Origin of the sequence: Methanopyrus kandleri AV19 (assembly GCF_000007185.1) — an archaeon.
GTDB classification, from domain to species: Archaea; JAADCQ01; Methanopyri; order Methanopyrales; family Methanopyraceae; genus Methanopyrus; species Methanopyrus kandleri.
In genome coordinates this window covers 896,884-919,448 of the sequence record NC_003551.1, presented here as the reverse complement: position 1 = coordinate 919,448, position 22,565 = coordinate 896,884, and the positions used below count along the sequence as shown (strand labels likewise).

22 protein-coding genes are annotated in these 22,565 nt (G+C 63.3%); 11 read left to right on the top strand and 11 right to left on the bottom strand.

All coding sequences use genetic code 11. The annotated features are described in order from the left end of the window. Positions 1-4: 4 nt before the first annotated feature. Positions 5-1,342 (bottom strand): TldD/PmbA family protein, encoded by a 1,338-nt coding sequence (locus MK_RS05070; RefSeq protein WP_011019325.1) that lies wholly within the window; start codon positions 1,340-1,342, stop codon positions 5-7. Positions 1,343-1,357: 15 nt separating this feature from the next. On the opposite strand from MK_RS05070, the gene MK_RS05065 reads away from it, so the two are divergent. Genes MK_RS05065 through fbp form a run of 3 tightly spaced genes read left to right on the top strand, consistent with a single transcriptional unit; the run spans position 1,358 to position 3,383 of the window. Then, entirely contained in the window at positions 1,358-1,810 is a 453-nt protein-coding gene (locus MK_RS05065; RefSeq protein ID WP_011019324.1) for a PUA domain-containing protein, read from the top strand. 48 nt (positions 1,811-1,858) lie between these two features. After that, positions 1,859-2,209, top strand: a complete 351-nt coding sequence (locus MK_RS05060) for a nascent polypeptide-associated complex protein (RefSeq protein WP_011019323.1) — start codon at positions 1,859-1,861, stop codon at positions 2,207-2,209. Between the two features lie 55 nt (positions 2,210-2,264). Continuing rightward, on the top strand, positions 2,265-3,383 hold the full coding sequence (gene fbp, locus MK_RS05055; protein ID WP_148679653.1) for a fructose-1,6-bisphosphate aldolase/phosphatase: 1,119 nt from the start codon (positions 2,265-2,267) through the stop codon (positions 3,381-3,383). On the opposite strand, the gene MK_RS05050 is transcribed toward fbp, so the two are convergent. From MK_RS05050 to MK_RS05040, 3 genes are all read right to left on the bottom strand, one after another. Further along, positions 3,372-4,187: a geranylgeranylglycerol-phosphate geranylgeranyltransferase gene (locus MK_RS05050; RefSeq protein WP_011019321.1), complete on the bottom strand. Its 816-nt coding sequence runs from the start codon at positions 4,185-4,187 to the stop codon at positions 3,372-3,374. The genes fbp and MK_RS05050 overlap by 12 nt on opposite strands. A gap of 193 nt (positions 4,188-4,380) precedes the next feature. Further along, positions 4,381-5,406, bottom strand: coding sequence for an AmmeMemoRadiSam system radical SAM enzyme (gene amrS / locus MK_RS05045; RefSeq protein ID WP_148679652.1), 1,026 nt, complete (start codon positions 5,404-5,406; stop codon positions 4,381-4,383). A 155-nt stretch (positions 5,407-5,561) separates the two neighbouring features. Further along, positions 5,562-6,494, bottom strand: a complete 933-nt coding sequence (locus MK_RS05040; protein WP_148679651.1) for a calcium/sodium antiporter — start codon at positions 6,492-6,494, stop codon at positions 5,562-5,564. Positions 6,495-6,949: 455 nt separating this feature from the next. Here MK_RS05040 and MK_RS05035 point away from each other — a divergent pair, with 455 nt between their 5' ends. Further along, a complete protein-coding gene (locus MK_RS05035) occupies positions 6,950-7,498 on the top strand; it encodes a macro domain-containing protein (protein WP_011019318.1) in 549 nt (182 codons plus the stop codon). A 680-nt stretch (positions 7,499-8,178) separates the two neighbouring features. Here MK_RS05035 and MK_RS05030 read toward each other — a convergent pair. From MK_RS05030 to MK_RS05015, 4 genes are all read right to left on the bottom strand, one after another. Continuing rightward, positions 8,179-9,144, bottom strand: coding sequence for a hypothetical protein (locus MK_RS05030; RefSeq protein ID WP_148679650.1), 966 nt, complete (start codon positions 9,142-9,144; stop codon positions 8,179-8,181). Between the two features lie 11 nt (positions 9,145-9,155). Continuing rightward, entirely contained in the window at positions 9,156-11,168 is a 2,013-nt protein-coding gene (locus MK_RS05025; RefSeq protein ID WP_148679649.1) for a hypothetical protein, read from the bottom strand. Positions 11,169-11,247: 79 nt separating this feature from the next. Continuing rightward, positions 11,248-12,765 carry a hypothetical protein gene (locus MK_RS05020; RefSeq protein ID WP_148679648.1) on the bottom strand — a complete coding sequence of 506 codons (1,518 nt, stop codon included), beginning with the start codon at positions 12,763-12,765 and terminating at the stop codon, positions 11,248-11,250. Between the two features lie 493 nt (positions 12,766-13,258). Then, complete coding sequence (locus tag MK_RS05015) at positions 13,259-13,570, bottom strand: DUF4234 domain-containing protein (protein WP_011019314.1); 312 nt, start codon at positions 13,568-13,570, stop codon at positions 13,259-13,261. 458 nt (positions 13,571-14,028) lie between these two features. Here MK_RS05015 and MK_RS05010 point away from each other — a divergent pair, with 458 nt between their 5' ends. From MK_RS05010 to MK_RS05000, 3 genes are all read left to right on the top strand, one after another. Continuing rightward, the gene (locus MK_RS05010) at positions 14,029-14,652 is read left to right on the top strand and encodes a DUF1678 family protein (protein WP_011019313.1); all 624 of its coding nucleotides are present in this window, start codon (positions 14,029-14,031) and stop codon (positions 14,650-14,652) included. 157 nt (positions 14,653-14,809) lie between these two features. After that, positions 14,810-15,517: an ABC transporter ATP-binding protein gene (locus MK_RS05005; protein WP_011019312.1), complete on the top strand. Its 708-nt coding sequence runs from the start codon at positions 14,810-14,812 to the stop codon at positions 15,515-15,517. Next, positions 15,502-16,617 (top strand): ABC transporter permease, encoded by a 1,116-nt coding sequence (locus MK_RS05000; protein ID WP_011019311.1) that lies wholly within the window; start codon positions 15,502-15,504, stop codon positions 16,615-16,617. Before MK_RS05005 ends, MK_RS05000 begins: the two co-directional genes overlap by 16 nt. Before the next feature lie 73 nt (positions 16,618-16,690). Here the strand turns inward: MK_RS05000 and MK_RS04995 are convergent, their stop codons facing one another. Then, positions 16,691-17,875 carry an argininosuccinate synthase gene (locus tag MK_RS04995; protein ID WP_011019310.1) on the bottom strand — a complete coding sequence of 395 codons (1,185 nt, stop codon included), beginning with the start codon at positions 17,873-17,875 and terminating at the stop codon, positions 16,691-16,693. Between the two features lie 53 nt (positions 17,876-17,928). Between MK_RS04995 and MK_RS04990 the strand changes: the two genes are divergently transcribed. The 3 genes from MK_RS04990 to MK_RS04980 all read left to right on the top strand — a co-directional run bounded on the left by MK_RS04990 (position 17,929) and on the right by MK_RS04980 (position 20,648). After that, positions 17,929-18,456, top strand: coding sequence for a hypothetical protein (locus tag MK_RS04990; RefSeq protein WP_148679645.1), 528 nt, complete (start codon positions 17,929-17,931; stop codon positions 18,454-18,456). Positions 18,457-19,051: 595 nt separating this feature from the next. After that, on the top strand, positions 19,052-19,816 hold the full coding sequence (gene mtxX / locus MK_RS04985; RefSeq protein ID WP_011019309.1) for a methanogenesis marker protein Mmp4/MtxX: 765 nt from the start codon (positions 19,052-19,054) through the stop codon (positions 19,814-19,816). Between the two features lies 1 nt (position 19,817). Continuing rightward, positions 19,818-20,648 (top strand): class I SAM-dependent methyltransferase, encoded by an 831-nt coding sequence (locus MK_RS04980; RefSeq protein WP_011019308.1) that lies wholly within the window; start codon positions 19,818-19,820, stop codon positions 20,646-20,648. Here the strand turns inward: MK_RS04980 and MK_RS04975 are convergent. Together MK_RS04975 and MK_RS04970 are read right to left on the bottom strand one after the other, a co-directional pair. Next, complete coding sequence (locus tag MK_RS04975; RefSeq protein ID WP_148679643.1) at positions 20,612-21,118, bottom strand: hypothetical protein; 507 nt, start codon at positions 21,116-21,118, stop codon at positions 20,612-20,614. The genes MK_RS04980 and MK_RS04975 overlap by 37 nt on opposite strands. Continuing rightward, positions 21,119-21,958: a D-aminoacyl-tRNA deacylase gene (locus MK_RS04970; protein WP_011019307.1), complete on the bottom strand. Its 840-nt coding sequence runs from the start codon at positions 21,956-21,958 to the stop codon at positions 21,119-21,121. Positions 21,959-21,985: 27 nt separating this feature from the next. Here MK_RS04970 and MK_RS04965 point away from each other — a divergent pair, with 27 nt between their 5' ends. Then, the gene (locus MK_RS04965; RefSeq protein WP_011019306.1) at positions 21,986-22,564 is read left to right on the top strand and encodes a flavodoxin family protein; all 579 of its coding nucleotides are present in this window, start codon (positions 21,986-21,988) and stop codon (positions 22,562-22,564) included. The last annotated feature ends 1 nt before the right edge of the window (position 22,565 follow it).

Genomic DNA, 22,565 nt, shown 5'->3' with positions numbered 1-22,565 from the left:
GCCATCACCCCGATCTAAGGTGGAAGGGGCCGTCCACGAGCGCGTGTGGCCCACCGTCGGACACGGGCACCAACTGGCCGCCCTTGCCACAGTACCCCGGATGGAGCCTGAGCTCGTCAGAGAGCATCCGGACTCTCTTCATGAACTCCAAGGTCTCACCCGTCAAACCCACGTCGCGGACGGGACGCGATGGTTCACCCTCTTCCACCACGTACCCGAGCTTGGCGGAGAACTGGAAGTTCCCGGTGGCCGTATCGGTCTGACCTCCTTTCGATCCCAGGAGATAGACGGCACCGTCACCCGCCTCCTCGAACAGTTCTTCCCGCGACGCGTCCCCGGGCTCGACGTACGTTACGCTCATTCGGACCTGCACGTGGTCACCGATCGATTCCAAACGGCCGTTTCCGGTGACCTCAAGGTCGAGTTCCGCGGCCGAGGTCAGGTCGGTGAGGTAGCCTCGCAGCACACCTTCCTCCACGAGGACGGTTCGCCTGGGCTCGACTCCCTCGTCGTCGAAGGGGTAAGAACCGAACGCACCGCGCTCGGTGGGGTCGTCCACCACGGTCACGATTTCGGAGGCAACCCGCTCTCCAACCCAATCCTGAAGCACCGATTCTCCGCGCGCGACGAGGTCACCTTCGACGGCGTGTCCGAAGGCCTCGTGGACTATCACGCCGAGGAGTTCGGGGTCCGTGATCACCGACTCCGCACGCTCCGGACCGGGTTCCGCCTCCAACAAATCCTCGAGCCTCCGGACCGCTTCGTCCCTGACCTCCTCCGCCCGCTCCAAGAACAGCTCCAAACCCGCGCAATTAGCCCCGTCCCGCTCCGTGTACTCCTCCCTACCCGCGGTCCCTTTACCGCTGACTTTAACCCCGAAGTTCACGCAGTCGAGTCGGACCTCGCACTCGGATCCCCAGGTGGATGTGATCGTGTACCGGACGGAGCCGGCGGAGTACGTGATCTCGCAGTCGTACGACACCTCACGTGATAACTCCACCGCCAGCTCGGCGGCCTCGTCGAGGGAGTCGAGCGGAGAGAGCTTCCCTTCCCACCGGTACGATCCCTCGGCGGCCGGGACCTCCTCAGGGATCTCCGCGGAACCCTCACCGGTGGACCGCAGAGCCCGCTCAACGAGATCCCGCTCGGGGTCGGGACCGGAGGCGACTCCCCACGAGCCTTCCTTGAGAACACGGACGGCGTAAGTGCGGACGCGGTCGGAGTCGGCCTTCCGGAGTTCCCCGTTGGAAGCCTCGATCTCGACGAGTTCTCCCTCGAGGGCGTAAACGACACAGGCGTCGGAGATCTCCTCGGCGTGCCTCAGGAGGACGTCCGGATCCAACGGGTGGGTTCCCCCATGAGCCGCTACGTGGAGATCGTGCGTGGGATCCTGGCGTACCAGTTCGGGCGTGAGGCCGCGGACGCGATGCTCGACGGCGAGGTGAAGGTGCGAGTACGCCGAGGTCGCCCGCGCGAGGTGTTCGTGGACGGGAAAAGGTTGTGCACCGTGAGGGCCTCGGACGGTCTGGTCTCGCTGGCCCCGGAGGGAGCTCGACGCTTACACGCCGCCACGGAGCCTCCCGAGCACCGCGTGGTCTGTGCGGACGAGTGGGTCGAGGCCGTGAGGAGGGGTCGCGACCTCTTCTGCGAGTACGCCCTTCGAGGCTGGGAGGAGCTTCGACCGGGGGACGAGTGCCTAGTGGTTTCGGAGGACGACGAGCTGCTGGCGGTGGGCAAGATGAGGCTCTCGGGGTGGGAGGTCGAGTACTTCGAGCACGGGGTCGCGGTCCGCGTGCGTCGAGGCCTCTAGTTAATCCTTTTATCGCCGGATTCGCCCGGGGAGGGAGGGGGACGGGAATTGTTCCCAGGCGGCAAGATCGACCCAAGGAAGTTGCAGAGACTCATGCGTGAGATGGGCATGGAGCAGGAACCTATCAGCGGCGTGGAACGGGTGGAGATCCACCTCAAGGACGGTTCGAAGCTCGTCTTCGAGAAGCCACAGGTCATCCGGATGAAGATCATGAACCAGGAGTTCTACCAGGTGGCCGGGAAGGCGAAGCGGGAGAAGCCGGAGGAGGAGCCGTTCACGGACGAGGACGTGAAGTTGGTCGCGGAGCAGGCCGGGGTCTCCGAGGAGGAGGCTAGGAAGGCACTCGAAGAGACCGGTGGGGACCTCGCGGAAGCTATCATGCGGTTGCAGGGCGAGTGAGTGACCGAAGCCCCTTTTAATACGGGTGATGGCCGGTCGGTAGGGGGTGGTTTCGGTGGCCGAGGAGAAGGTCACCGTGAGCGTGATCAAGGCGGACGTGGGAGGTTTCCCGGGTCACTCGGAGGTTCACCCGGATCTTCTGGAGGCCTGTGAGGGAGTCCTCGAAGATGCCGTGGATGAGGTGATCATCGATTACTACGTGACGCGGTGCGGTGACGATATCGACCTCATCATGACGCACACGCGTGGTGAGGACGACGAGAAGGTGCACGAGCTCGCGTGGAACGCGTTCCAGGAGGCCACGAAGGTCGCGGAGGACCTGAAGCTGTACGGCGCCGGTCAGGACCTGCTGTCCGACGCGTTCAGCGGTAACGTGCGCGGGCTCGGTCCCGGCGCGGCGGAGATGGAGCTGGTGGAGCGTCCGAGCGAGCCGATCATCGTGTTCTGCTGCGACAAGACCGAGCCGAGCGCGTTCAACCTGCCCCTGTTCCGGATCTTCGCGGACCCGAACAACACGGCCGGTCTGGTGCTGGATCCGAGCATGCACGACGGGTTCGAGTTCGAGGTTCACGACGTTATCGACCAGAAGAAGGTCATCCTGAAGTGTCCCGAGGAGATGTACGATCTGCTCGCCCTGATCGGTCAGACCCAGCGCTACGCGATCAAGCGCGTGTACAAGAAGGGAGACGGGGACGAGGCCGAGCGCATCGCGGCCGTGACGAGCACGGAGCGGCTGAACCTGATCGCTGGCGAGTACGTGGGTAAGGACGACCCGGTCGCCATCGTGCGGTGCCAGAGCGGGTTCCCCGCCGTCGGCGAGGTGCTCGAACCGTTCACGTTCCCGCACCTCGTGGCCGGATGGATGAGGGGTAGCCACAACGGTCCGCTGATGCCCGTATCGGAGGAGGAGGCGCACCCGACGAGGTTCGACGGTCCACCAAGGATCATAGCGCTCGGGTTCCAGCTGAGGAACGGAGAGCTGGTCGGCCCGCAGGACCTGTTCGCGGACCCCGCGTTCGACCGGGCGAGGGAGATCGCGAACGAGGTGGCGGACTACATCCGGAGACACGGACCGTTCCAGCCGCACCTGCTGTCCGAGGAGGAGCTGGAGTACACGACGCTACCGGACGTACTGAAGAAGCTCGAGGACAGGTTCGAGGATCTAGAGGAGTGACGCCAGGAAGGCCAGCAGCCCCAGCAGCATCCCCACCTTGACCACCCGCTGCGCCTTACCCGCGTCCCAGCTCCCGGCGACCGCTAGGACCGAGGCCAGGAGTATGACCGCGGCGGCGGGTAGGGCCAGGACCAGATACGGCCACCCGACGACACCGTCCAGGTAGGGTAGCGGCGTGAGGACGGCCAGCGCGATCGCGAACACCGTCGCCACCCGGAGGGCGACCCCCTCGCCGTACGCGATCGGGAGCGTCTTGAGACCGAGCGCCGCGTCCCCCTCGACGTCCTCCAGGTCCTTGAGGATCTCGCGCACCAGGTTCGCCAGGAAAGCCAGTAAGAAGAGCCACACCGCGGGCGCCGGCCGCTGACCCACCGCGGCTCCGAACAGGAAGCAGGATCCCACCAGGTAGGAGACCATGACGTTCCCGATCAAGGGAGTCCCCTTCAGGCGCCACGAGTACAGGTAGAGTAGAACGGAGTTCAGGGCGGCGATCGCCAGACACATCCGGTTGATTACGGTGGCCATCCCGACCCCGACGGCGAAGCAGCCGAGGGCGAACATCCGGGCCGACCGTGGGGACACCCTACCGCTCGGGATCGGCCTATCCGGCCTGTTCACGGCGTCGACCTCGGCGTCGAAGTAGTCGTTGATGGCGTTCCCTCCCGCACACACGACCGCGGCGACCACCGGCGCGAGGACCGCCCCGACGTCGAGCCTGGCTCCCGCGATCAGTTCACCCACGACCACTCCCAAAGCGGCCATCGCGCAGTTGATAGGCCGTGCGAGCTCGAGGTAAGCCCTCACGCTCTCACCCCGACCGCCGCCCCGGTACCTGCCTTAAACTCGCTCCGCCCGGTGCGTCCCCGACCTCCACCGGAGTCACGGAACGCGTTCACACACCCCCGAGTCGGTCCCCGACGATAAGGCTCACTGGAAGGATGACGAGTGTGGGCCGTCTGGAGCCGGAGAGGCGATGAAGACGCCTCGATTGGCCGACTCAGGTCACGAAGTGTAGCTCGGCGTCGCAGTGCTCGCAGTGGAAGTCGTCGGTGACGTGCATCTTCACTATCGAGAACCCACGGCGCACCACGACCGGCTCCTTACACTCCGGGCAGTACGTGTTCTCGTACTTGTGGCCCGGAACGTTACCCGCGTACACGTAGTAGAGGCCCTCCTCGTAGCCTATCTCGACGAACTTCTCGATGGTCTCGACGGGCGTCGGCGGCACGTCGAGCATCCTGTAGTCCGGGTGGAACCTGCTCACGTGCCACGGGGTATCGGGACCCAACTCCTTCCGTATCCATCGTGCGATCCGCCGCGCTTCCTCCTCGGAGTCGTTGTACCCGGGAATCACCAAGGTGGTCAGCTCGACGTGTACGCCCATATCCTTCCAGATCTTGCACGTGCGGAGGACGGGCTTCAACCAGGCCTTCGCGACGTCGCGGTAGAAGTCCTCGGTGAACGCCTTGAGGTCGACGTTGGCCGCGTCCAGGACCTCGCCGAGTATCTTCGCGGTCCGTCTCGTCGCGAACCCGTTGGTCACGTAGACGCACCCTAGCCCCTCCTCGCGACAAGCCTCGAAGGTCTCGAGCGTGTACTCCAGGCCGATGATCGGTTCGTTGTAGGTGAACGCCACGCTCTCGCACCCGGTACGCTTCGCGGCCCCGACGATCCGCTCCGGGGGCCACTCCTCCAGCGGGACCTCCTCCGGCCCCGCCTGGCTGATCTGCCAGTTCTGACAGTGTCTACACCGGAAGTTGCACCCGACGGTGCCCAGGGAGAACACGTCCGTACCCGGCTTGTAGTGGAACAGGGGCTTCTTCTCGATGGGGTCCGGGACCGCCGTACTGACCTTCCCGTGGATCAGCAAGACGAGCTCGCCGTCCCGGTTCTCCCGGACGCGACAGAACCCCCGCTCCCCCTCGGGGATCACGCACTTCCGCGGGCACACCAAACACCGTACCTTCCCGTCCACCTCCTCCCAGGTTCGCCCCTCCCACTCGCGGAGTGCACCATCGGACATGGTACGACTCCCCATCGGTTCCGCGGGCCCCGCACCCCTCCTCTCCGTGAGGTGGGGGGTATTAGTTAGCACCGACCCTCAGGGGTGCGCGGTTCCGGTGGGCCTACTAGGGACCGGGAGTCTTCAAGTGCCCGGGTACGTCGAAGGTTCCTCTCTTATAATACCAGTAAGCACGCCACGAACGCGGCGTACGCCCCCAGCAGCGCCAGCGCCTCCACGTTGCGAAGCTTCCCGTCCACCGTGACCAGGTACAGGAGCACCACGCAGCCGACCAGCGCCAGCACCGTCGCCCCCAACTCCCCGTGGACCGGTGTCCGGGACACGAGCGACAGTGGAACCCCCAAACAGACGAGGAGGTCGAACGTGTTGCTCCCGACGGCGTTCGAGACCGCCAGGCTCCCGAAACCCCGACGGGCCGCGTGCACCGAGGCCAGGGTGTCGGGCACCGACGTGCCCGCGGCGTTCAGGAGCAGGCTCACCCTCGACTCGGACAGACCGAACCCCTCGCAGAAGTCGACGGTCGCCCGGACCATCAGGTCGGAGAGCGCCGCGATCCCGACCACGGCCACCGATACCCGGACGACGAGGCTCCGCAGCGAGGCCTCGCCGGTGTCGCCCTCGGCCCCGATGGTACTCTCGTCGGTCCGTCTCATGAGGAGGACGTAGAGCCCGTACAACGCCACCCACGCGAGCGCCTCGACGCGGAGGACCACCCGGTCCCAGAGACTGACGAGCACGACCACGAGCGCGAGGAGGTAGAAGAGGACGTCTCGACGGTACACGGCACGCTCGAGGGTCAGACCGCCCGCGGCGAGCGCCGCGAGCCCGGGTATGACGGTGACGTTGTACACGGCCGATCCGAGGATGGTACCCACACCCACGTTCGGGTGTTCGAGCAGGATCGAGCTCAGCGAGGAGCCGAACTCGGGTGCGCTGGTCCCGATCGCCGCGAGGGTGGCCCCGGCGACCGACTCCGAGAGACCGTATTTCCGGGCGAGGCCGACCGTGGCGTCCACGAGCAGTTCCGAGAGGAAGTGGAACCCGACGAAGCACCCCATCATGACGGCCAACGCCGACCAAGGATCCACCCGATCACTCCCCCGGACGGGGAGCGCGCGGACCGAACACGGTTTAAGGCCGTTCACCGGTTCGGGAGTACGGCCGGTCAGGATCGGGCGGCCTCCCCCGCCGCCCCCGGTGATCCGGCCCGTCGGTAGCCCGGTCACACCGGTCGAGGCCGTCCCCGACGGCCCGCTCCGGGCGGGATGAGGGGGCGGGCAAGCCGCCGGGCACACCCGGGAAGGACCGCCGACGGGCGTCCCCTAACCCGGGGAAGGGCGACCCGCCGTCCCCCAACCGGGCCGGCGAGAACGTCGTCTCGAGGGCGCGCCCGATCACCGGGCGCGTCCGGGCCGGTGACGAGCATTGTCCCTGCCGAGGAAACCCGCTGACGAGTACGACGGGGCCCGAGGCCGATGGGGACCACCGTGCCAGCCGAGATGTGAGGAGACGACGGGGTTGCCGAGGCCCGGGGGCGGATCGCATGGAGCTTGAGAGGGTCGCCGAGTTCGAATTGGAGGATATAAAGGTCGTCGTTTTAAGAGGGGATATAACCGAGCTCAACGCCGACGCCGTCGTCAACCCCGCCAACAGCCGCGGCGTCATGGGAGGTGGCGTAGCGGCGGCCATCAAGGCGAAAGGTGGGGAGGAGATCGAGCGGGAGGCGATGGAGAAGGCGCTCATCCCGGTCGGAGAGGCCGTCGAGACCACGGCGGGTGATCTCGACGCCGAGTACGTGATCCACGCCCCCACCATGGAACGGCCGGCCCAGAGGATCGGCGTCGAGAACGTGCGCGAGGCCACGGAGGCCGCGCTCCGGAAGGCCGAAGAACTCGGCGTCGAGTCGGTCGCGTTCCCGGGGATGGGCACGGGAGTGGGCGGCGTACCGTACGAGGACGCCGCGGAGACCATGGTCGAGGTCATCGAGAGGCTGGCACCCGAGCTGGAGAGCGTGAGGGCGGTGTACCTGGTGGGGTACGAGGAGGAGCTGGCGGAGGCGTTCCGCAGGGCGTTGGAACGGAGGGTCGGGTGACCGCGCCGGCCTCCGGGATCTCCCATCGATAATCACGACATGAGACGCGCCGTAGGAGCACGTCAAGACAGGGATCGAACCGGTTAATTCACCGGTACGCGTTCTCAGGGTTAACCTCCCTCGTACCCGCCGCTAATTTTGAACGATCGTATTACCATCGTCGAATAGTCATACGTAGACGATTCGTAGATAATGTGATATCAGCAATACAACTTCCGATGGATAGTGGGTGAACGTTCTTACCGAGTACGGACATCGCGGTGGGCTCTCCCCGCCCGTTCCTACGGGAACGCGTTCCCTCACGTTCGGGGTTATAACTGGTGTTGAACGGGCTGGGCTACGGATACACTGATTCCCCCACTTTAACGTCCTTCACACTCTCCACCAAACCTGAACGATTGTATTACTATTATCGGATGATCACCAGTAGACAATACATAAATAGTGTGATACTAGTAAGAGTATTTGTGGTAATTGATGCATAAACATTCTTACCGAACGTTGAGGGATTCCTGGCGGACACCGTTCGGTTGACGCGCGGTTCCGATCCACCGGATGCCGCTCAGACGTCGGCGTGGGGATCGGAGTTCCGGGTCGGAAGAACGCTCCAACTCCTCCCAAGATCACCCACTCGGGTTACACGGGGTTGGTCCACTGTGATGAAGTCTCCAGTATTAACTTCACGGGAGGCAATAATACAGTAGAATCACGAAAAAGGGGATGGTATACGTGAACGCGGCCAGTACGTTGAGGGCTGTCAAGATTCCCTCTGCGATTGTCGTCGGTGGTACCCTAGCGAGTAAGTTACGCGCTTTGACAGTGACTATTGGAGTCACTCCTAACGTTACTAATGGAGCCATTCGGGCGATCGTTTCTATACCCTTGGTAGAGTACTCGATGTGAAGCAATCTAACCAAGCCTATGAGTAGGAGCATGCCTATGGTCGACGCGAGGGAGACCCCGATGAACGCTACTCGGGGTAACGTTAACGGTCGATATTCGCGAGCCTCTTGCCAGAGTTTCTCGACGGCCACCGGTCGTCCAACTGCAAATTTAGTCACTATCAAGCTGTATGATAGTATTACAGGGGTTCTTGTTAGTCTAAGTACAAGATATGATATTAACGGTATAAATATCTGAACATGATACGCTATCACCATTATTATAGCTCCTTTAGGGTTCTTATATAGGATATGTAATGGCTTGTACGAGGAGAATATCAGTATGATAAACCCAGCCAATGGCGCCGTCAAGGGGTGGTAAAGTGAAAAATATGCGAGCACGGGCTTTTTGACACGTAGGGCGAGCTCGAGCGCGCGCTTTTCCTTCCTGTATAACCCCGGTCGGAGCATGTAGATAACGGCGACATCCCAGGCTAGGACTGCTGCGGCGTGCGTTAGCGCGTAAGCAGGATACTCATAATAAATGCTGGCGAGGATGGAAAGCATTTTACCATTTATAGCTAACCCTACAAGAGCGAGTATCGGAATGACTATTATACACTTAATTTTCAGTGACTCAACGTGCTCAACCCGCCTTTTAGTGGCTTTCAACTCTTCTCCGGAGAGTTCGACGTCGAGGCGCTTGGAGAATTCGAGTAATTCCGGGTCTGAGAAGCGTTCCAACTCCTCCCAAGGATCACCCACCCGAGAGCCCCCTACGGCAGTTTCGCCCCGGTACAAACGCTCGATAGGTAAGCAAAAGCGAAAGAGACCGTCGTCGCTATGGCTTTCGCCCTACCTCCCCCATAACAGTGGATGGCCCACTGCAGTTTTGCGGTAAAGGAGGCGGGGGCAGTGCTCGCAGTCTCATTTGCGAACATTTTTAGCTTGTTCCAGTCACTCCAATCGTTAAAGTACCCGGCCTTAATTGCCGCTACAATGACAGGCGTCAGCACGCCGGCTGCTATTTCTCCTATTGCACCGCCAATGAGAAGCGAAATTGCTAATGAAATAGCGGCGTTTCCTAGGGCGTGGTAAGCTAGGAAGTATAAGATGCTGTCAGCCAAGCTATTCCAGAACCTCTTCAGGTTATCGGTCATTGGACCGCAGAAGCAACCGGAGGGAGTACTCGCACCTTTGCTCGGAACGGGGAAGAGCGTGTAGATCGTGGTCGTCCACGTGGCCACGTCCGTGTAAGATAGTACCGCCGCCTCGAGGCTAGGGGTGCGGTTGAAGATAACAGGAACGCGTTCGAGGAAGGGATCGACGTACCTCTGAACGCCCGCGGACTTCAGCCGCTCGTCCATGTCCTCGTACTTCACTAACTCGGTCAGGTACTTTAAGGCCTCGACGATCTCCTGCGCGGTACCTTCGGGATCCTTGATCCCGATTTCTCTCAGATTGTTCCCCAGCTTGTCCCGGACTTCCTGCCAATCGACATCGACCCGATCTCCTTCGGCTACCGAGGCTCCCCTGCCGATCTCGAGGATCGTCTGCTCGAGACCCGGGAGTAGTAGGGAGAGTACCGCGTTGACGGCTCGGGCCTCGAGGGATGGTCCGTACACTTCCAGACCCAGGGTGGGTTGATAGATTAGGAACTGCGTGAAGGCAATGTGCCTGAGGGTGTCGTATCCCTTCGGAAGCGCTAACGACGTTAACACTTTCGAGTGCTTGGATATCCGCTCGTTTACGTGTTCGAGGATTGCCCAAAGATCGGCCCGCCAGGCGGTCAGGACGGTCACGTACGCTGGGACGGCTCGATAAACGTGGACGCCGAGCTTCTCCGCGATCCGCGAGGCCAGCCGGTCGTACAGCGCCACGAGGGTGAGGGCGGCGAACGCGTCACCCCGGGCCGTGTTGGCGGTCAAGTTGGCGCTATACTCGATGCAGCGGCGTGCGATCTCCTTTTCCTCCTCAGAAAGGGACAGCGAGCGGAGCTCGTTATCGGCCGATCTGATTATCTCATCCCTCAATTGGTCCCTTAGCCATTTAAGGTACCAGTCATCGGGAGTTGGGATAGCGTCGCGGAGTAGATGACCCGACGGTACGCGGACGGTCACCGACAAGGCACTGCCTAGGGCGGTCGTTGTCAAAGGCCACTCGAACTTGAGATTCAGAGCTTCAACCTGTGCGTTCTTCGGCCAGCACCATTCCGCGGTCACCTTGACGGAAGTCCCAAAGAGCGAACCGCTGGTGTCTGCGGTAAGTAGTTCGCCACCGTTAGGTTCCAGGACGACCTTTTGCTCTGGCTCGCCGAGGTCCCTGCGACCGTCCTTGTCCAACGCGTAGTACTTCCCGTCCGTCGTGCGCACGGTGATCGCTAGAACCCAGAGGTGACCCGGGTGATACCCGAACTCGATCCAGGTCGGTCGTTTATCGGGTGGGAACACGAGCTTGAGCAGCCACAGGATCGGACGCTTCGTGTTCGGCTCCTCCCGCCCGTCCGCGAACACGCGCTTGGGGAAGACCAAGGTGGGTGTTTGGTAGACCAGCGGTTCTCCCCGCACCCAGTGGGCCTCGAGCTGGGGTAGGACGGCACAGGCGGCGGCGACCCTGCGCTTCTCGTCGTCGTACGCGCGGGGATCCGTCGCGCACCAGTCGATGATTCCCACCGAGGTCGAGTACGCGCTGCCGTCGTCGTAACACACCGTCATGGGAACGGCGTCCACGGGGTTGCCGTCCTTGTCCCACCAGCAGGTCGCCGCGTAGAGGACGTACACGGCAGTCACGTGCTTATCCTCGGGCAGGATTATTCGGGTTCCAACCGCGTCGAAAGCGCGCGTATGGAGCTCGATCGGGACGATATCGTTACCCACGGGTACGTAGATGACGCTCCCGTCCTCGGTCCTCGAGTTCGAGAGGCCGCTCGGCGTTACCGTCCGCTAGGCCCTCGATCGGCGTCCTCTGTACCTTTCTACATTCCGAGGGTAGTAGGAAGGTCCCGTCCAGGGTCTCGCCGCCCGGGTACACGACACCCCTCTTGAACCCGGACCATGGGTGTGAGATCCTGTGGGGCCTGAGCTCCCCTAGACCGACGGGCTGACCGTCCAGGGTGGCGCCGAGGATCCAGACCTTCCGCCGCCCCATGCTCGGGAAGTACACGGCCTTGATGTTCGGGAGACCGAGCTGGCCCGCATCGAGCTCGAACGCCCACACGCCACAGTGTATGGACTGTAGGCCACCTGGGATCGCGCGGTGGTTGAACGCCAGGACCTCGATGTTGTTGGGAACTACGTCGTGCGCACACCAGTCCACCAGGAGCACGCGCGCGGTGACGGTCCTACCCCGATCGTCCACCACGACGAGGTCCACGGGTCCGTACGGCTTATCCCCGAACCACCAGTTCGTGGCCGCGTAGAGGAACCAGACCGTGCGAGCAGGTCGCGGGAGCTCGACCAGTCGCCCGTTCGCCAGGAGCGCGTTCGGGCCGCTCGCGGGTGGGATCAGGAAGGGCACGCCGTTCGCGGTCACGGTCGTGTGGCCGAACCTCGCCGGCCACTCACCCTCCCAGTAGCACGAGCCCACCTCGTCCATGCCGTCCGGGCCGACCGTGGTACCCGAGCAGTTCGGCCCGCCCACGATGTCGTCGAACGGTCCGGTCGGGGTGATGGTGACTGCGAGGATGTACAGGTGCCCATCTCCGTATCGGAACTCGATCCTCGTGATGTCACGGAGGCCCAGCTCGCTCGCGCTCAACCGGAAGGCCCATACGCCGCACTTCAGACCTGCAACGCGCCACTTCCAGGTGATCCCTATGGGAATGATGAAGAAGCGTATCTTCCGCTCCTCGACGCTCAGCCGGTGGTCGAACTCGCAAACGAGGAAGTTGTGGTCTGGGGCGTGTGGTGAGAACGCGCGGGCGCACCAGTCCGCGAGGGTTAGACTGGTGGTGGCTTGACGACCGTGTGAGTCTTCCACTATCAGCGTGACGCGCTTGAAGGGTTGTCCGTTTTCCCACCAGCATACGGCCGCGTACGCGACGGACACCACGCTCGCGGGTTCGGGTAGGGTGATCGAATCACCGGGTTCTACCTTCAGTCCGTACACTAGCCCACCGGATTTCTCGAAGACGAACTTGGTACCGTGCGTAGTAACCTCGTTCGGGAAACAGCGCGCGTCGTAGAAGTTGCCGGCCCAGGGTCCGCGCTCGAGTCCTACAGGGTGTCGATGGACTGCGGACCACGCGTTCGGGTCATCGGGGTTGAAGGCGACGATAACGCGCTCTCCACCGCTGGTCTGGGACAGGTTCACGGGACCGGCCGCGACGGGTCCCAAGACCGTGAAGAGTACGATCAGCGCCGGGATGGTGACCACCCGACGGCTCACCTGCCTCCCCCCAGTGGGAAGGGGGCTAGCCGCCGAGTGGTTCGCACGTCGCCCCACCGTTCGAAGGGTAAAAAGAGTTTCCCTTCCGATGAAAAGTAACGGTCGAATCGTTAACGTTACAATGAGAATGTCAGCCCGCGGTAGACAGTACGACCGAACGGGTGGATCGTGGAAACCGGGGGTACGTGTTCCGTCCGACCGACGCTCATCGAGGCGGGTGACACTCCCCCGTACGGGACGTGTCCCGGGGCGGAACGTGTATCGGACGTGAGGTCGTGGGAGCGCGACCTTCTCAGTAAGGGAACGAAACTGGAAGACGCGGTGTGAGCTCATCGACGAGTAGAACTCGAAGCCGGTGACTCGACGACAGTCCACGTCGACCCTCCGCAACTGTGTCCGAAGTTTCTATTGTATGGAACAGCGATAGGCCTTATCCACGATCTCCCGACGGTCCATCGTCCGGGGAAAGAGTCGGCGCGACCGAGCCAACATCTTACTCGCGTCGGAGGCAGCGGTTGACGTCCTCGGTGGTTACGTACCACCAGTAGGACTGGTAGAGTCCGAGGGTCAAGATCGTCAGTACGGCGTACCTGGGCGTGTGTCGCTCCGATGCGCAACCTCGCTCGCGGAGATCCAGGTTAATCCGGTGGCAGGCGAACCCGCCGAGGAGCCAGGCGAAGGGTGGAATGAAGCCCAGTACAGCATATACAAAGGCCAGTGTTCTGTAAAACTTACGCTTTCTACTGGGTGATATCAGCTTGGATATAAGGATTATTATCGTAACGATACCGACGTGTGATATCACATATAAGCTTAAAAGTATACTCCAGAAGACTCTCGGAATCGCCACATTTAAGGCGGTAAGTGTAGCTATAATAAAGCCCGAAATCGAATACATTAGTGGGTAACATAAGGCGTAAAATTTCGGTATTTGAGCTTTCAATTACTCTTCCCCCGAAGTGCTATTTTCCTTACAGAAAGTCCGGTGTCGAGATTCCTGACTAGTTTAAATCAATTATAACGAAGTGGAGTGGAGCTCCCGTCCGCGTAGGGGGGAGACGCTTGCCGGACCGTTTCCCGCAGTAATTTTTCCGAGGGGGTTCTAAACCGCCCCGCCGCGACCGGTCGCTTTCCCGAGCGAGTAAAGTTGTATGGCAGAAGTCGGGAACCTCCGTGGGAGACGACAAGACTTATATCCTGAGGTGCCGCTTCACCCCTGCCTCCATACAACTCGGAGGCACATCGGGGGATTACGTACCGGGGTTGATCACGTCGCACGCTCACGTCCCGATACCCTCGGACCCCGTGGAAAGGATCCGGGCACTCCGAGTACTCCGAGAGGCTTACCGTCGTGGGAAGAAGCCCAGTCTCGAGGTCACGTACCGGACGATGGGCGGGAGCACGTGCGGCCCGTACTACGTGGCCCGCTGGCGGAGGGACTCGCGGTTCAAGCACGGGCGCACGCTCTACCTGGGTAAGCCCGAGAACGAGAGCGTCCGGTTCGTCGAGTGGTTGGTCTCACTGGATCGGGGAGAGGTCCTCGAGCTCGCGCGACACCTCATGAGGAACCTCCGCTCGGTCCTCAAGACACTACTCGCCGAAGTCTCGGACTTGCCATACAAACGGGCTCGAAGGGTGCTCGCCCGCGGACTGAGCCTCGCCTTCAACGCGAGACCCTCCGAGTCACCAAGAATCCGGGATCTACTCGAGGAACTCCCCGATCGACTCGAGTCGTTCTTGATCAGGACCCTCGGGGGATGGCCCGCCCACTACTCGATCCACCTCCGCAAGGTGATCCGTTCTAGAAAGAGGTCCCTCGACGGGAGGTACGAGATCCCCGACGTGGGGTTAGAACTCGAACACTGGAGGCTGAGGCACGGGACGTAGCGCGCCCTAAAACCCGACATATCGCCGTGGGATGTGTGAGCATTTACGGCCTCGGTCTACGTCGAGGTGACCCCATCGCTACCCTCCGGTTCCCTCGGCGTGAAGGGTGTGAAACCTTCCTGAAGGAATGACCGGCGCCGGTTCGGGGGTATCTAGGATGCCGCCCGCCATCGTCGCGGAGGACCTCAGGAAGGAGTACGGCGAGGTCGTGGCGCTGCGCGACGTGTCCGTGGAGATAGAGGCGGGGGAGTTGGTGGCCATCCTGGGGCCCAACGGCGCCGGTAAGTCCACGTTCATCAAGATCGTCTGCGGTGTCACGCGTCCCACCTCGGGCCGCATCGAGGTGCTGGGGGGCGATCCGGCCGACCCCGAGATCAAGCGCAGGGTCGGTATCGTCCCGCAGCAGGGCGGTCTGTACCCCGAGCAGACCGTCCGGGAGAACCTCCGGTTCTACTCCAAGCTGTACGGTCGGGAGCCGGACCCCGAGCCCCTGGAGATGCTCGAGGTGGATCGGTTCATGGACAGGAAGGCGGGGCAGCTCTCCGGCGGTATGCGGAAGCGCGCCGCGATCGCCATCACCCTCGCTCTGGAGCCGGAGGTGCTCGTCCTGGACGAACCCACGAACGAGCTCGATCCCATGGCGCGTAGGGACGTGATACGGGTGACGAAGGAGTTCCACCGCCGCGGGACCACCGTACTGTACGTCTCCCACGACGTCTACGAGGTCGAGCAGCTGAGACCCGACCGGGTGCTGATCTTCCTCGAAGGTCGCAAGGAGCTCGACGAGCCCTTCGACGAGGTGATGGAGCGTCACGGTTCCGTGCTCGAGGCTTACGAGGGGGTCGCCTCTTGTCCTGGCGAGTGATAGCCGTCCGCGATCTGAGGGCCTGGCTCAAGGACCGCAGGAGGCTCGCGCCCACTCTGATCATGCCCGTGATCACGATCCTGGTGATGTACGGCGCGTTCCACGACGTCAAGCCCAGGCATGTGACCGTAGCCGTCCTGAGCCACAGCTCCGATTTCGACCCCGTCCTCGACGCCCTGAAGTCCGACGACCGGGTGGGCGTCGTCCACGTCCGGAGCGTCGACGAGGGTAAGACGATGGTCAAGGAGGGCAGGGCCGTCGTCTTCGTGTACGTTCCGAAGGGGTTCCCGTCGGATAAGGCCACCGTGTACTACGACCCCTCGGACCCCATGGGATCGAACTACGTGCGGGGCGTCATCCAGCGCGCCTGGGTCAAGCGCGTCTCGGAGGAGATGAAGAAGGTCGTGCGCGACCTCCAGGCCGCCTTCCGCTGGATGCCGGCGCCCCAGCCGCCGATCTCGAGAGTGCCCGGGAACCCGTTCGACTTCGAGGCGCCGGTGAAGGGGCTCAAGTACTTCGACTTCCTGGTGCCGGGACTGGTGGTGCTGACGGCCACCATGGGGTCGATCTTCGGCATGGGTCGCGTCATGATGGAGGAGATAGAGACCGGCGTCACCTACGCGCTGTTCGCCGCCCCGATAAGGCCCAGGGACGTCGTGATAGGCAGGTTCCTCAACATGAGCCTCTGGGGGGCCGTCCGCTGCGGGATCGTGCTGGTGACGGCGCTCGCCCTGGGCGCGAAGGTGCCGCACCCGTTCCTCCTGCTGGGTGTGGGGATCCTGTCCACCGCCACCATGATCGGGTTCGCCCTGCTGATGGCGTCGCTGGCGGGTCGGTCGGAAGTCGCCGAGATGCTCACCGGGGCGCTGACGACCCCGATGATGTTCCTGTCGGGGATCTTCATGCCACCCAGCGTCATGCCGGAGTGGGCCTACGAGGTCGCGCGGGTGAACCCGATGTACTACATGGGGGACGCCGCCAGGAAGGCGGCCCTCCTGGGTTACCTGGACCCCGTCGACATCGCCGTCCTGGTGGTGTTCGCGACGGTGTTCATCGCGACGGGCGCGATGCTGTACGACAGGATACGGGAGCACCTGTAACGCCGGGTGACGTTCGGATGAGGAAGGCGGCATCGGGGACCGCGGGGATGACCGGAACGGAGCGCGCCGAGCCTCACCCACGACGCCTTAAAGCCAACCGTTCCTGGAGTCCGTGAAGCTTCACGGCTCCTTCGGCCGTCCGCTGATCGAACTGCTTTTCTTCGTACGATATCAACTCCTCCTCGTAGAGCGCTCGCGGGGACTCCCGTGAGATCACGGTCGCGGAGCCCTTGAACAGCTTCACGCGCACGGTCCCCTCCACGTGCCGCTGCGTCGAGTCGAAGAAGGCCTCCAGGTGCTCGCGCAGGGGGTTGAACCACAGCCCGTCGTAGACGAGTCGCGCCCACTCCTCCTCCAGCGAGGCCTTCAGCGACAGCTCCCGGCGTGTCAGGGTGAACGCCTCCAGCGCCCGGTGCGCCTCGAGCAGCGTCACCGCCGCCGGTGCCTCGTACACCTCGCGTGACTTCAGCCCGATCACCCGGTCCTCGATGATATCGATGCGACCCACGCCGTGCTCGCCCGCGGTCTCGTTCAGGTACCGGACGATCTCGACCGGGTCGTCCCGCCCGTCCACCTCCACGGGCACGCCGTCCTCGAACTCGATCTCCACGACCTCGGGCTCGTCCGGGGCCTCCGCGGGACTGACGGTCCACTCGAAGACCTCCTCCGGCGGTTCCTCGGAGGGGTCCTCCAGGACGCCGCCCTCGATCGATCGACCCCATAGGTTCTCGTCCACGCTGTAGGGACTGTCGACGTCCACCGGGACGGGGATACCCCGCTCCTCGGCGTACGCGATCTCCTCGTCGCGCGTGAGGTTCAGGTCCCGAACCGGAGCCACGATCTCGAACTCCTCACCGCCGTGCGCCCGCAAATACGACTCGAACCGGAACTGGTCGTTGCCCTTCCCCGTGCACCCGTGTGCGACCGCGTCCGCGTCCACATCACGCGCCACTTCCAGGACCTTCTGCGCGATCAGCGGTCGGGCCAGCGCCGTGCTCAGAGGGTACCCCTCGTACGTCGCGTTCGCCTTCACGGCTCGCCAGCAGTACTCACACACGAACTCGTCCACACAGTCGACCGTGAAGTGCTCATCCGCGAGCTTCCGTGCCTTCTCCTCCGCCTCCCGCAGCTCCTCCTCCGGCTGACCCACGTCCGCGGTCACCGTGATCACCTCGTCGTACCCGTACCGCTCCCGCAGGAGCTCGATGCAAACCGAGGTATCCAAGCCTCCTGAATACGCGAGAACCACCCGCGACATCGCACGCACCCCCGGCGCCCCGTGACCTCGGACGTTAAAACGTCCACCGCTCCGTGGGGGGAGCCCTCCTGTTTCGAATCCTGCTGCGGCGTGATTCCCGGGTTTGGAGGGACAGGATCGAGGGGGAACCGCCGCCGGAAGCTCGAAGGGTAGCGGCGACGTTCCTCGATCGCTTCCTCCAGCGCCGTCTCACCCTCGACCTCCGACCGCACGCTATGCTGGTGTACCGACACCGCCTGCTCCTAGCCGCCGTGCTACTCGTCGACGTGGAGCCGGAGACCGTGATGAAGGCCGTCGAGCTCGGCCTCGAGCTGACCGGTCCCGAGGGCATTCCCACCGTCGTGGCTCGTAACCCACCCGATCGCTATCCATTCGGTCGACTCTGGAGTCTCGCAACCCGGTACCGTGCGACACCGCTTCCCGACGGTTCCCTGTTCGGCGACGGTTGGGCGGTCCACGGTGCGGCCACCGCGGCCGAGACCGAGGGGCCCGAAGAAACCGAGCGGATCATCCGGAAAGCCCGAAGACGTCGCGTTCATCTCCAGTGGAACGCGTTCGACCGACGCTGGGAGATCCTCTGAAGAACTCATCGTACCGCCAATCCTGGGACTACACCGGCTCCAACGCGAATAGATTTCAGAAACAGGTTCCTTTTCCGCCAAACACGTGGCGTTTCGGACGGTCGGCAGGGCGGTCGCTGCGATGCCCTTCACCGACCCAACCGTCCCGTAACCGTCGGACGACGATGCGCCGACGGTATGCGAGCCGTACGTAGACCGTAGTGGTAGATCGCACCCACTATACGACGATAGCCGGATGGTAATACGTAGACCACCATACGGTCCTTCGACGACCGTGCGGAAGCCGTACGTAAGTGGTACTACCGACCGTCGCCTCTCGAGGGAATCCGAGAGGGCGAGGCCGTCGGAATTGCCCGAGCCTCCTCATCGACGTCGGCCAGGGCCGTCTCTCCTCACCCTCCCGGGAGGTCCCGGGTGGGCCCGCCGGTTAATAGCGATGCCGTCGTGACGCACGGAGACGTGTGACGTTCAGCCACGCGTCGGAGGGGCGCCCCGGACGGTCATCAGGGAGCGCGGTCGCGTGCCCGAGCCGGTCGCTGTCGGACCGTGGACGGTAAGTTCTCCGGGAGGGGTGGAGGTCGCCGGGGGTGTCCGTATGAGGGTCGGGATAGCGCTGTCCGGCGACGTGCCTGGTGCCGCGGAGCGCGTGCTGGAAGCCGTGGAACGCGCGGACGTGGACGTCGTGGTGTACCACAACGTCGAGCTCGACGCGGATGTGGAGGAAGTACGCGCGAAGGACCCGGGGCGGGCGTTGGTGGAGGACCTCGTCGAGGGTAGGTTGGACGCGGCGGTGCGGGGGGCGGTATCGGGACGGTGTGTACGGGAGCTTGTCGACGCACTGGACCTACCGTTCACGGGCCGGTCGACGGTGCTCGAAGCGGAGGGTCGACGGGTGCTGCTGGCCCCGGTGGGGATCGACGAGGGATGGGAGGTGGAATCCTTGGTGAAGTTAGGGGAGCTGGCCGCGAGGTTCCACCGACGGCTGACTCGGAGGGAACCGTCGGTCGCAGTGGTGTCCTCGGGACGACTGGAGGACTTCGGTAGGCGGTCGGAGATCGACAGGTGGTTGGCGGACGGGGAGTTGGTCGCGCGGCTGTTGAAGGAGCGCGGGATGGAGGTGGAACACGTCGGAATTCTGGTGGAGGAAGCACTGGAACGTGACGTCGTACTGTTCGTGAACGGGGTGCTGGGGAACCTGACGTTCCGGTGCCTGTCGCTGGTGGCGGGCTTCCGGAGTCATGGGGCACCGGTGCTGGCGGCGCTCGAACGAGGTGTGGTGTTCGTGGATACCTCACGAGCGCAGCGGGCGTCGGGTTACGCACGGGCGTTGCGACTGGCGGCCGAGCTGGCGGGGGGATGAAGTGCTGTCCCGCGAGGAGTTCGCGCGGAGACTGGAGGAGGAACTGCCGGATGTCGCGGACTCGGTACCACACCGTTGGCAGGAGCTGGGCGATGTGGTAGTCATCCGGTTGTTCGACGAGCGGGCGTGGGCGTACCGACGGGAGGTGGGACGGATCCTCCGTGAGGTGACCGGGGCGCGATCGGTGGTGGCGCTACGCCGCGTGAGTGGAACGTTTCGAGAGCCGGTTGGGGAGGTCGTAGCGGGGGATCGGAACGCGGAAACCGTGCACCGGGAGCTGGGAATCCGGTTCAAGTTGGACCCGACGCGGGTGATGTTCGCACGGGGGAACCTGGAGGAGCGCCGCCGGCTGCTGGAATCGGACCTGGAAGGAAAGCTTGTGTTCGACATGTTCGCCGGGATCGGTTACTTCACGCTACCGGCGGCACTGGCGGGGGCGGAGGTGATAGCGGCAGAGCTGAACCCCGTGGCGTGCCGGTACCTGGTGGAGAACGCGCGGCTGAACGGTGTGGAAGGGCGGGTACGAGTGTTCTTAGGGGACTGTCGAGAGGTGGCACGGTTCGTGCGGGCGGCGGACCGGGTGTTGATGGGGTATCTGAAGGGGACGCTGAAGTTCTTGCCGTACGCGTGTCGGGCGGTACGGGACGGTGGAGTCCTGGTCGTACACGAGGTGTTCCAGAAGCGATGGGGAGAGGACCGGGTGGCCCGAGAAGTGCTGAACGCGCTGCCGGATGGTTTTGAGGGCGAGGTACTGGAAGTACGGCGCGTGAAGAGTTTCTCCCCGGCGTTGGACCACTACGCGGTGGAGCTGCGGGTCCGACGGCGGAGGTAATCGACGATCTCGCGGAGGGCGACGTCGGCGCGGGGCCCCATTCCGAGCATATCGTTGAGCCAATAGGAGGCGAGCATACCGACGACGCGGTCGTTCTGGACTATCGGGGCGCCGGCGTCGCCGGGCCGTGGGAGGTAGGAGGGGATGGTGATCCGGAGGTTGTTCCTGTCGACATCCTCGATACGGCAGGGATACTCGTCCCCGGCTTCGAGTGTGGCCTCACCGAGCTCGGGTTCGGCGATCTCGTCCGGTTTGACGATCTCGGGGAACTCGAAGGCGTAAACGGCGACGTTGAGCCCGGGTTCTTCGCGGAGTAATGGACAGCGGATCCCGTCGACGCGGACCTTCTTAGGAGCGGGTCTCGGGCCACGGACGGTGAGGAAAAGGGCGTAAGGACCGACTCGGACGACCGCACCGATCCGTCGGTATCGGCCCGGCGGACCCTCGAGGTTCTGCCCGCGGCGGATCACTCACTTCACCTCCTCGACGTCACGGAGACGGAGACCGCGATCGCGGACGAGATCCTCGAGCCGCTCCACGATCCCGGAATCGAGGTTACGGTCGTCGACGATAATCTCGCGGGCTCTAGGGGTTTTGTCGACCACCTCGCGGAACTGATCGCGTAGGTAGTCGTGATCGACGGCGTAGTCCGGCACTATGTGACCGTAAGCGAGCTTCCGATTGGAGAGGGCCGCGTCGGTATGGGCGGGAGCGTAGTGTCCACCGCCGTAGCCGACCACGGCTTTGACGTCGGGTGGATCGACGGCCGCGAGTATCGCGCGGGCGCACGCCTCTCCGGCCTCTTCGTCCGTCCAGCGCTCCTCGTCGGAACCGATCTCGATGAAGAAGCAGGGAGCCCCCGGATCGCGGGGTCCATGGTGCGTTACCTCGTAGCAGACGTCGTAATCCAGGCCACGCTTGTCCCGGAAACGCTTGAGCTCGAGGAGGGCGGCCTTCATACCCGCCGGATCGGCCGTACAGACCTCCAGCGGCTTACCACCGAACTTGGCCTCGGGGGTCGGGTTGCCGGGTACGTGCACGGTGAGTGAGGGCTTCTTCGTCCTGCTCTCGTGGCGTGAGGCGAACACGATGACGTCGAACTTACGGGCGAGTTCCCGTGCCTCGTCCTCCTCGATGAGATCGCCGAGGGCGGCGGTCAGGTGGAAGCGGACACCGTCACGTTCCCAGGTTTCGACGGTGTAGTGTTGGAGATCCTCGGTATCGAGCTTTTCGGCGTCCTCGGTCAGGCTTTCCGCGATGTTTTTAGAGGCTGGGTCGTCCGGGTTCCATAGTATCACGACGCGTCTCAACTCGAAACCCCGGGGGTGCGACGTAGGATGATTTTAGGCATCTCCGGGAGCCCGCGGGAAGGGAACACGGAGTACCTCGTGAGGATCGCCCTCGAGGCCGCGGAGGAGGTGTCCGGTGAGGAGACGGAGTTCATCACCGTGCGAGATCTGGATATCTCCCCCTGCGAAGCGTGTGGCGAGTGTCTGGAAACGGGCGAGTGCGCCATAGATGACGACATGCAGGACGTTTACGAGCTGATGCGCGAGTGTGACGGGATGATCGTGGGCTCCCCCGTGTACTACGGCGGCGTGAGTGCGCAACTGAAGGCGCTGATAGATAGAACACGCCCACTGAGGATAAATTGGGAGTTGAAAGACAAAGTCGGGGGAGCCATCGCCATAGGAGGTGCCCGTAACGGAGGTCAGGAGCACACACTACGGGACATCCAGAACTTCTTCATGATCCACGCCATGATCGTGGTCGGAGACTCGGACCCCACGGCGCACTTCGGTGGTGCGGGCGTAGGACTCGAGCCCGGAGACGTGGAGGAGGATGAAACGGGTATCGAAACGGCGCGTAATACCGGCCGTCGTGTGGGCGAAGTCGTCAAATTGATCAAGGGTTGAT

Excerpts from the sequence above, each read along its gene's own strand:
- MK_RS05065 (WP_011019324.1), top strand. The coding sequence starts at position 1,358 with ATGAGCCGCTACGTGGAGATCGTGCGTGGGATCCTGGCGTACCAGTTC.
- amrS (WP_148679652.1), bottom strand. The coding sequence starts at position 5,406 with ATGTCCGATGGTGCACTCCGCGAGTGGGAGGGGCGAACCTGGGAGGAG.
- MK_RS05035 (WP_011019318.1), top strand. The coding sequence starts at position 6,950 with ATGGAGCTTGAGAGGGTCGCCGAGTTCGAATTGGAGGATATAAAGGTC.
- MK_RS05005 (WP_011019312.1), top strand. The coding sequence starts at position 14,810 with ATGCCGCCCGCCATCGTCGCGGAGGACCTCAGGAAGGAGTACGGCGAG.
- MK_RS04995 (WP_011019310.1), bottom strand. The coding sequence starts at position 17,875 with ATGTCGCGGGTGGTTCTCGCGTATTCAGGAGGCTTGGATACCTCGGTT.
- mtxX (WP_011019309.1), top strand. The coding sequence starts at position 19,052 with ATGAGGGTCGGGATAGCGCTGTCCGGCGACGTGCCTGGTGCCGCGGAG.
- MK_RS04965 (WP_011019306.1), top strand. The coding sequence starts at position 21,986 with ATGATTTTAGGCATCTCCGGGAGCCCGCGGGAAGGGAACACGGAGTAC.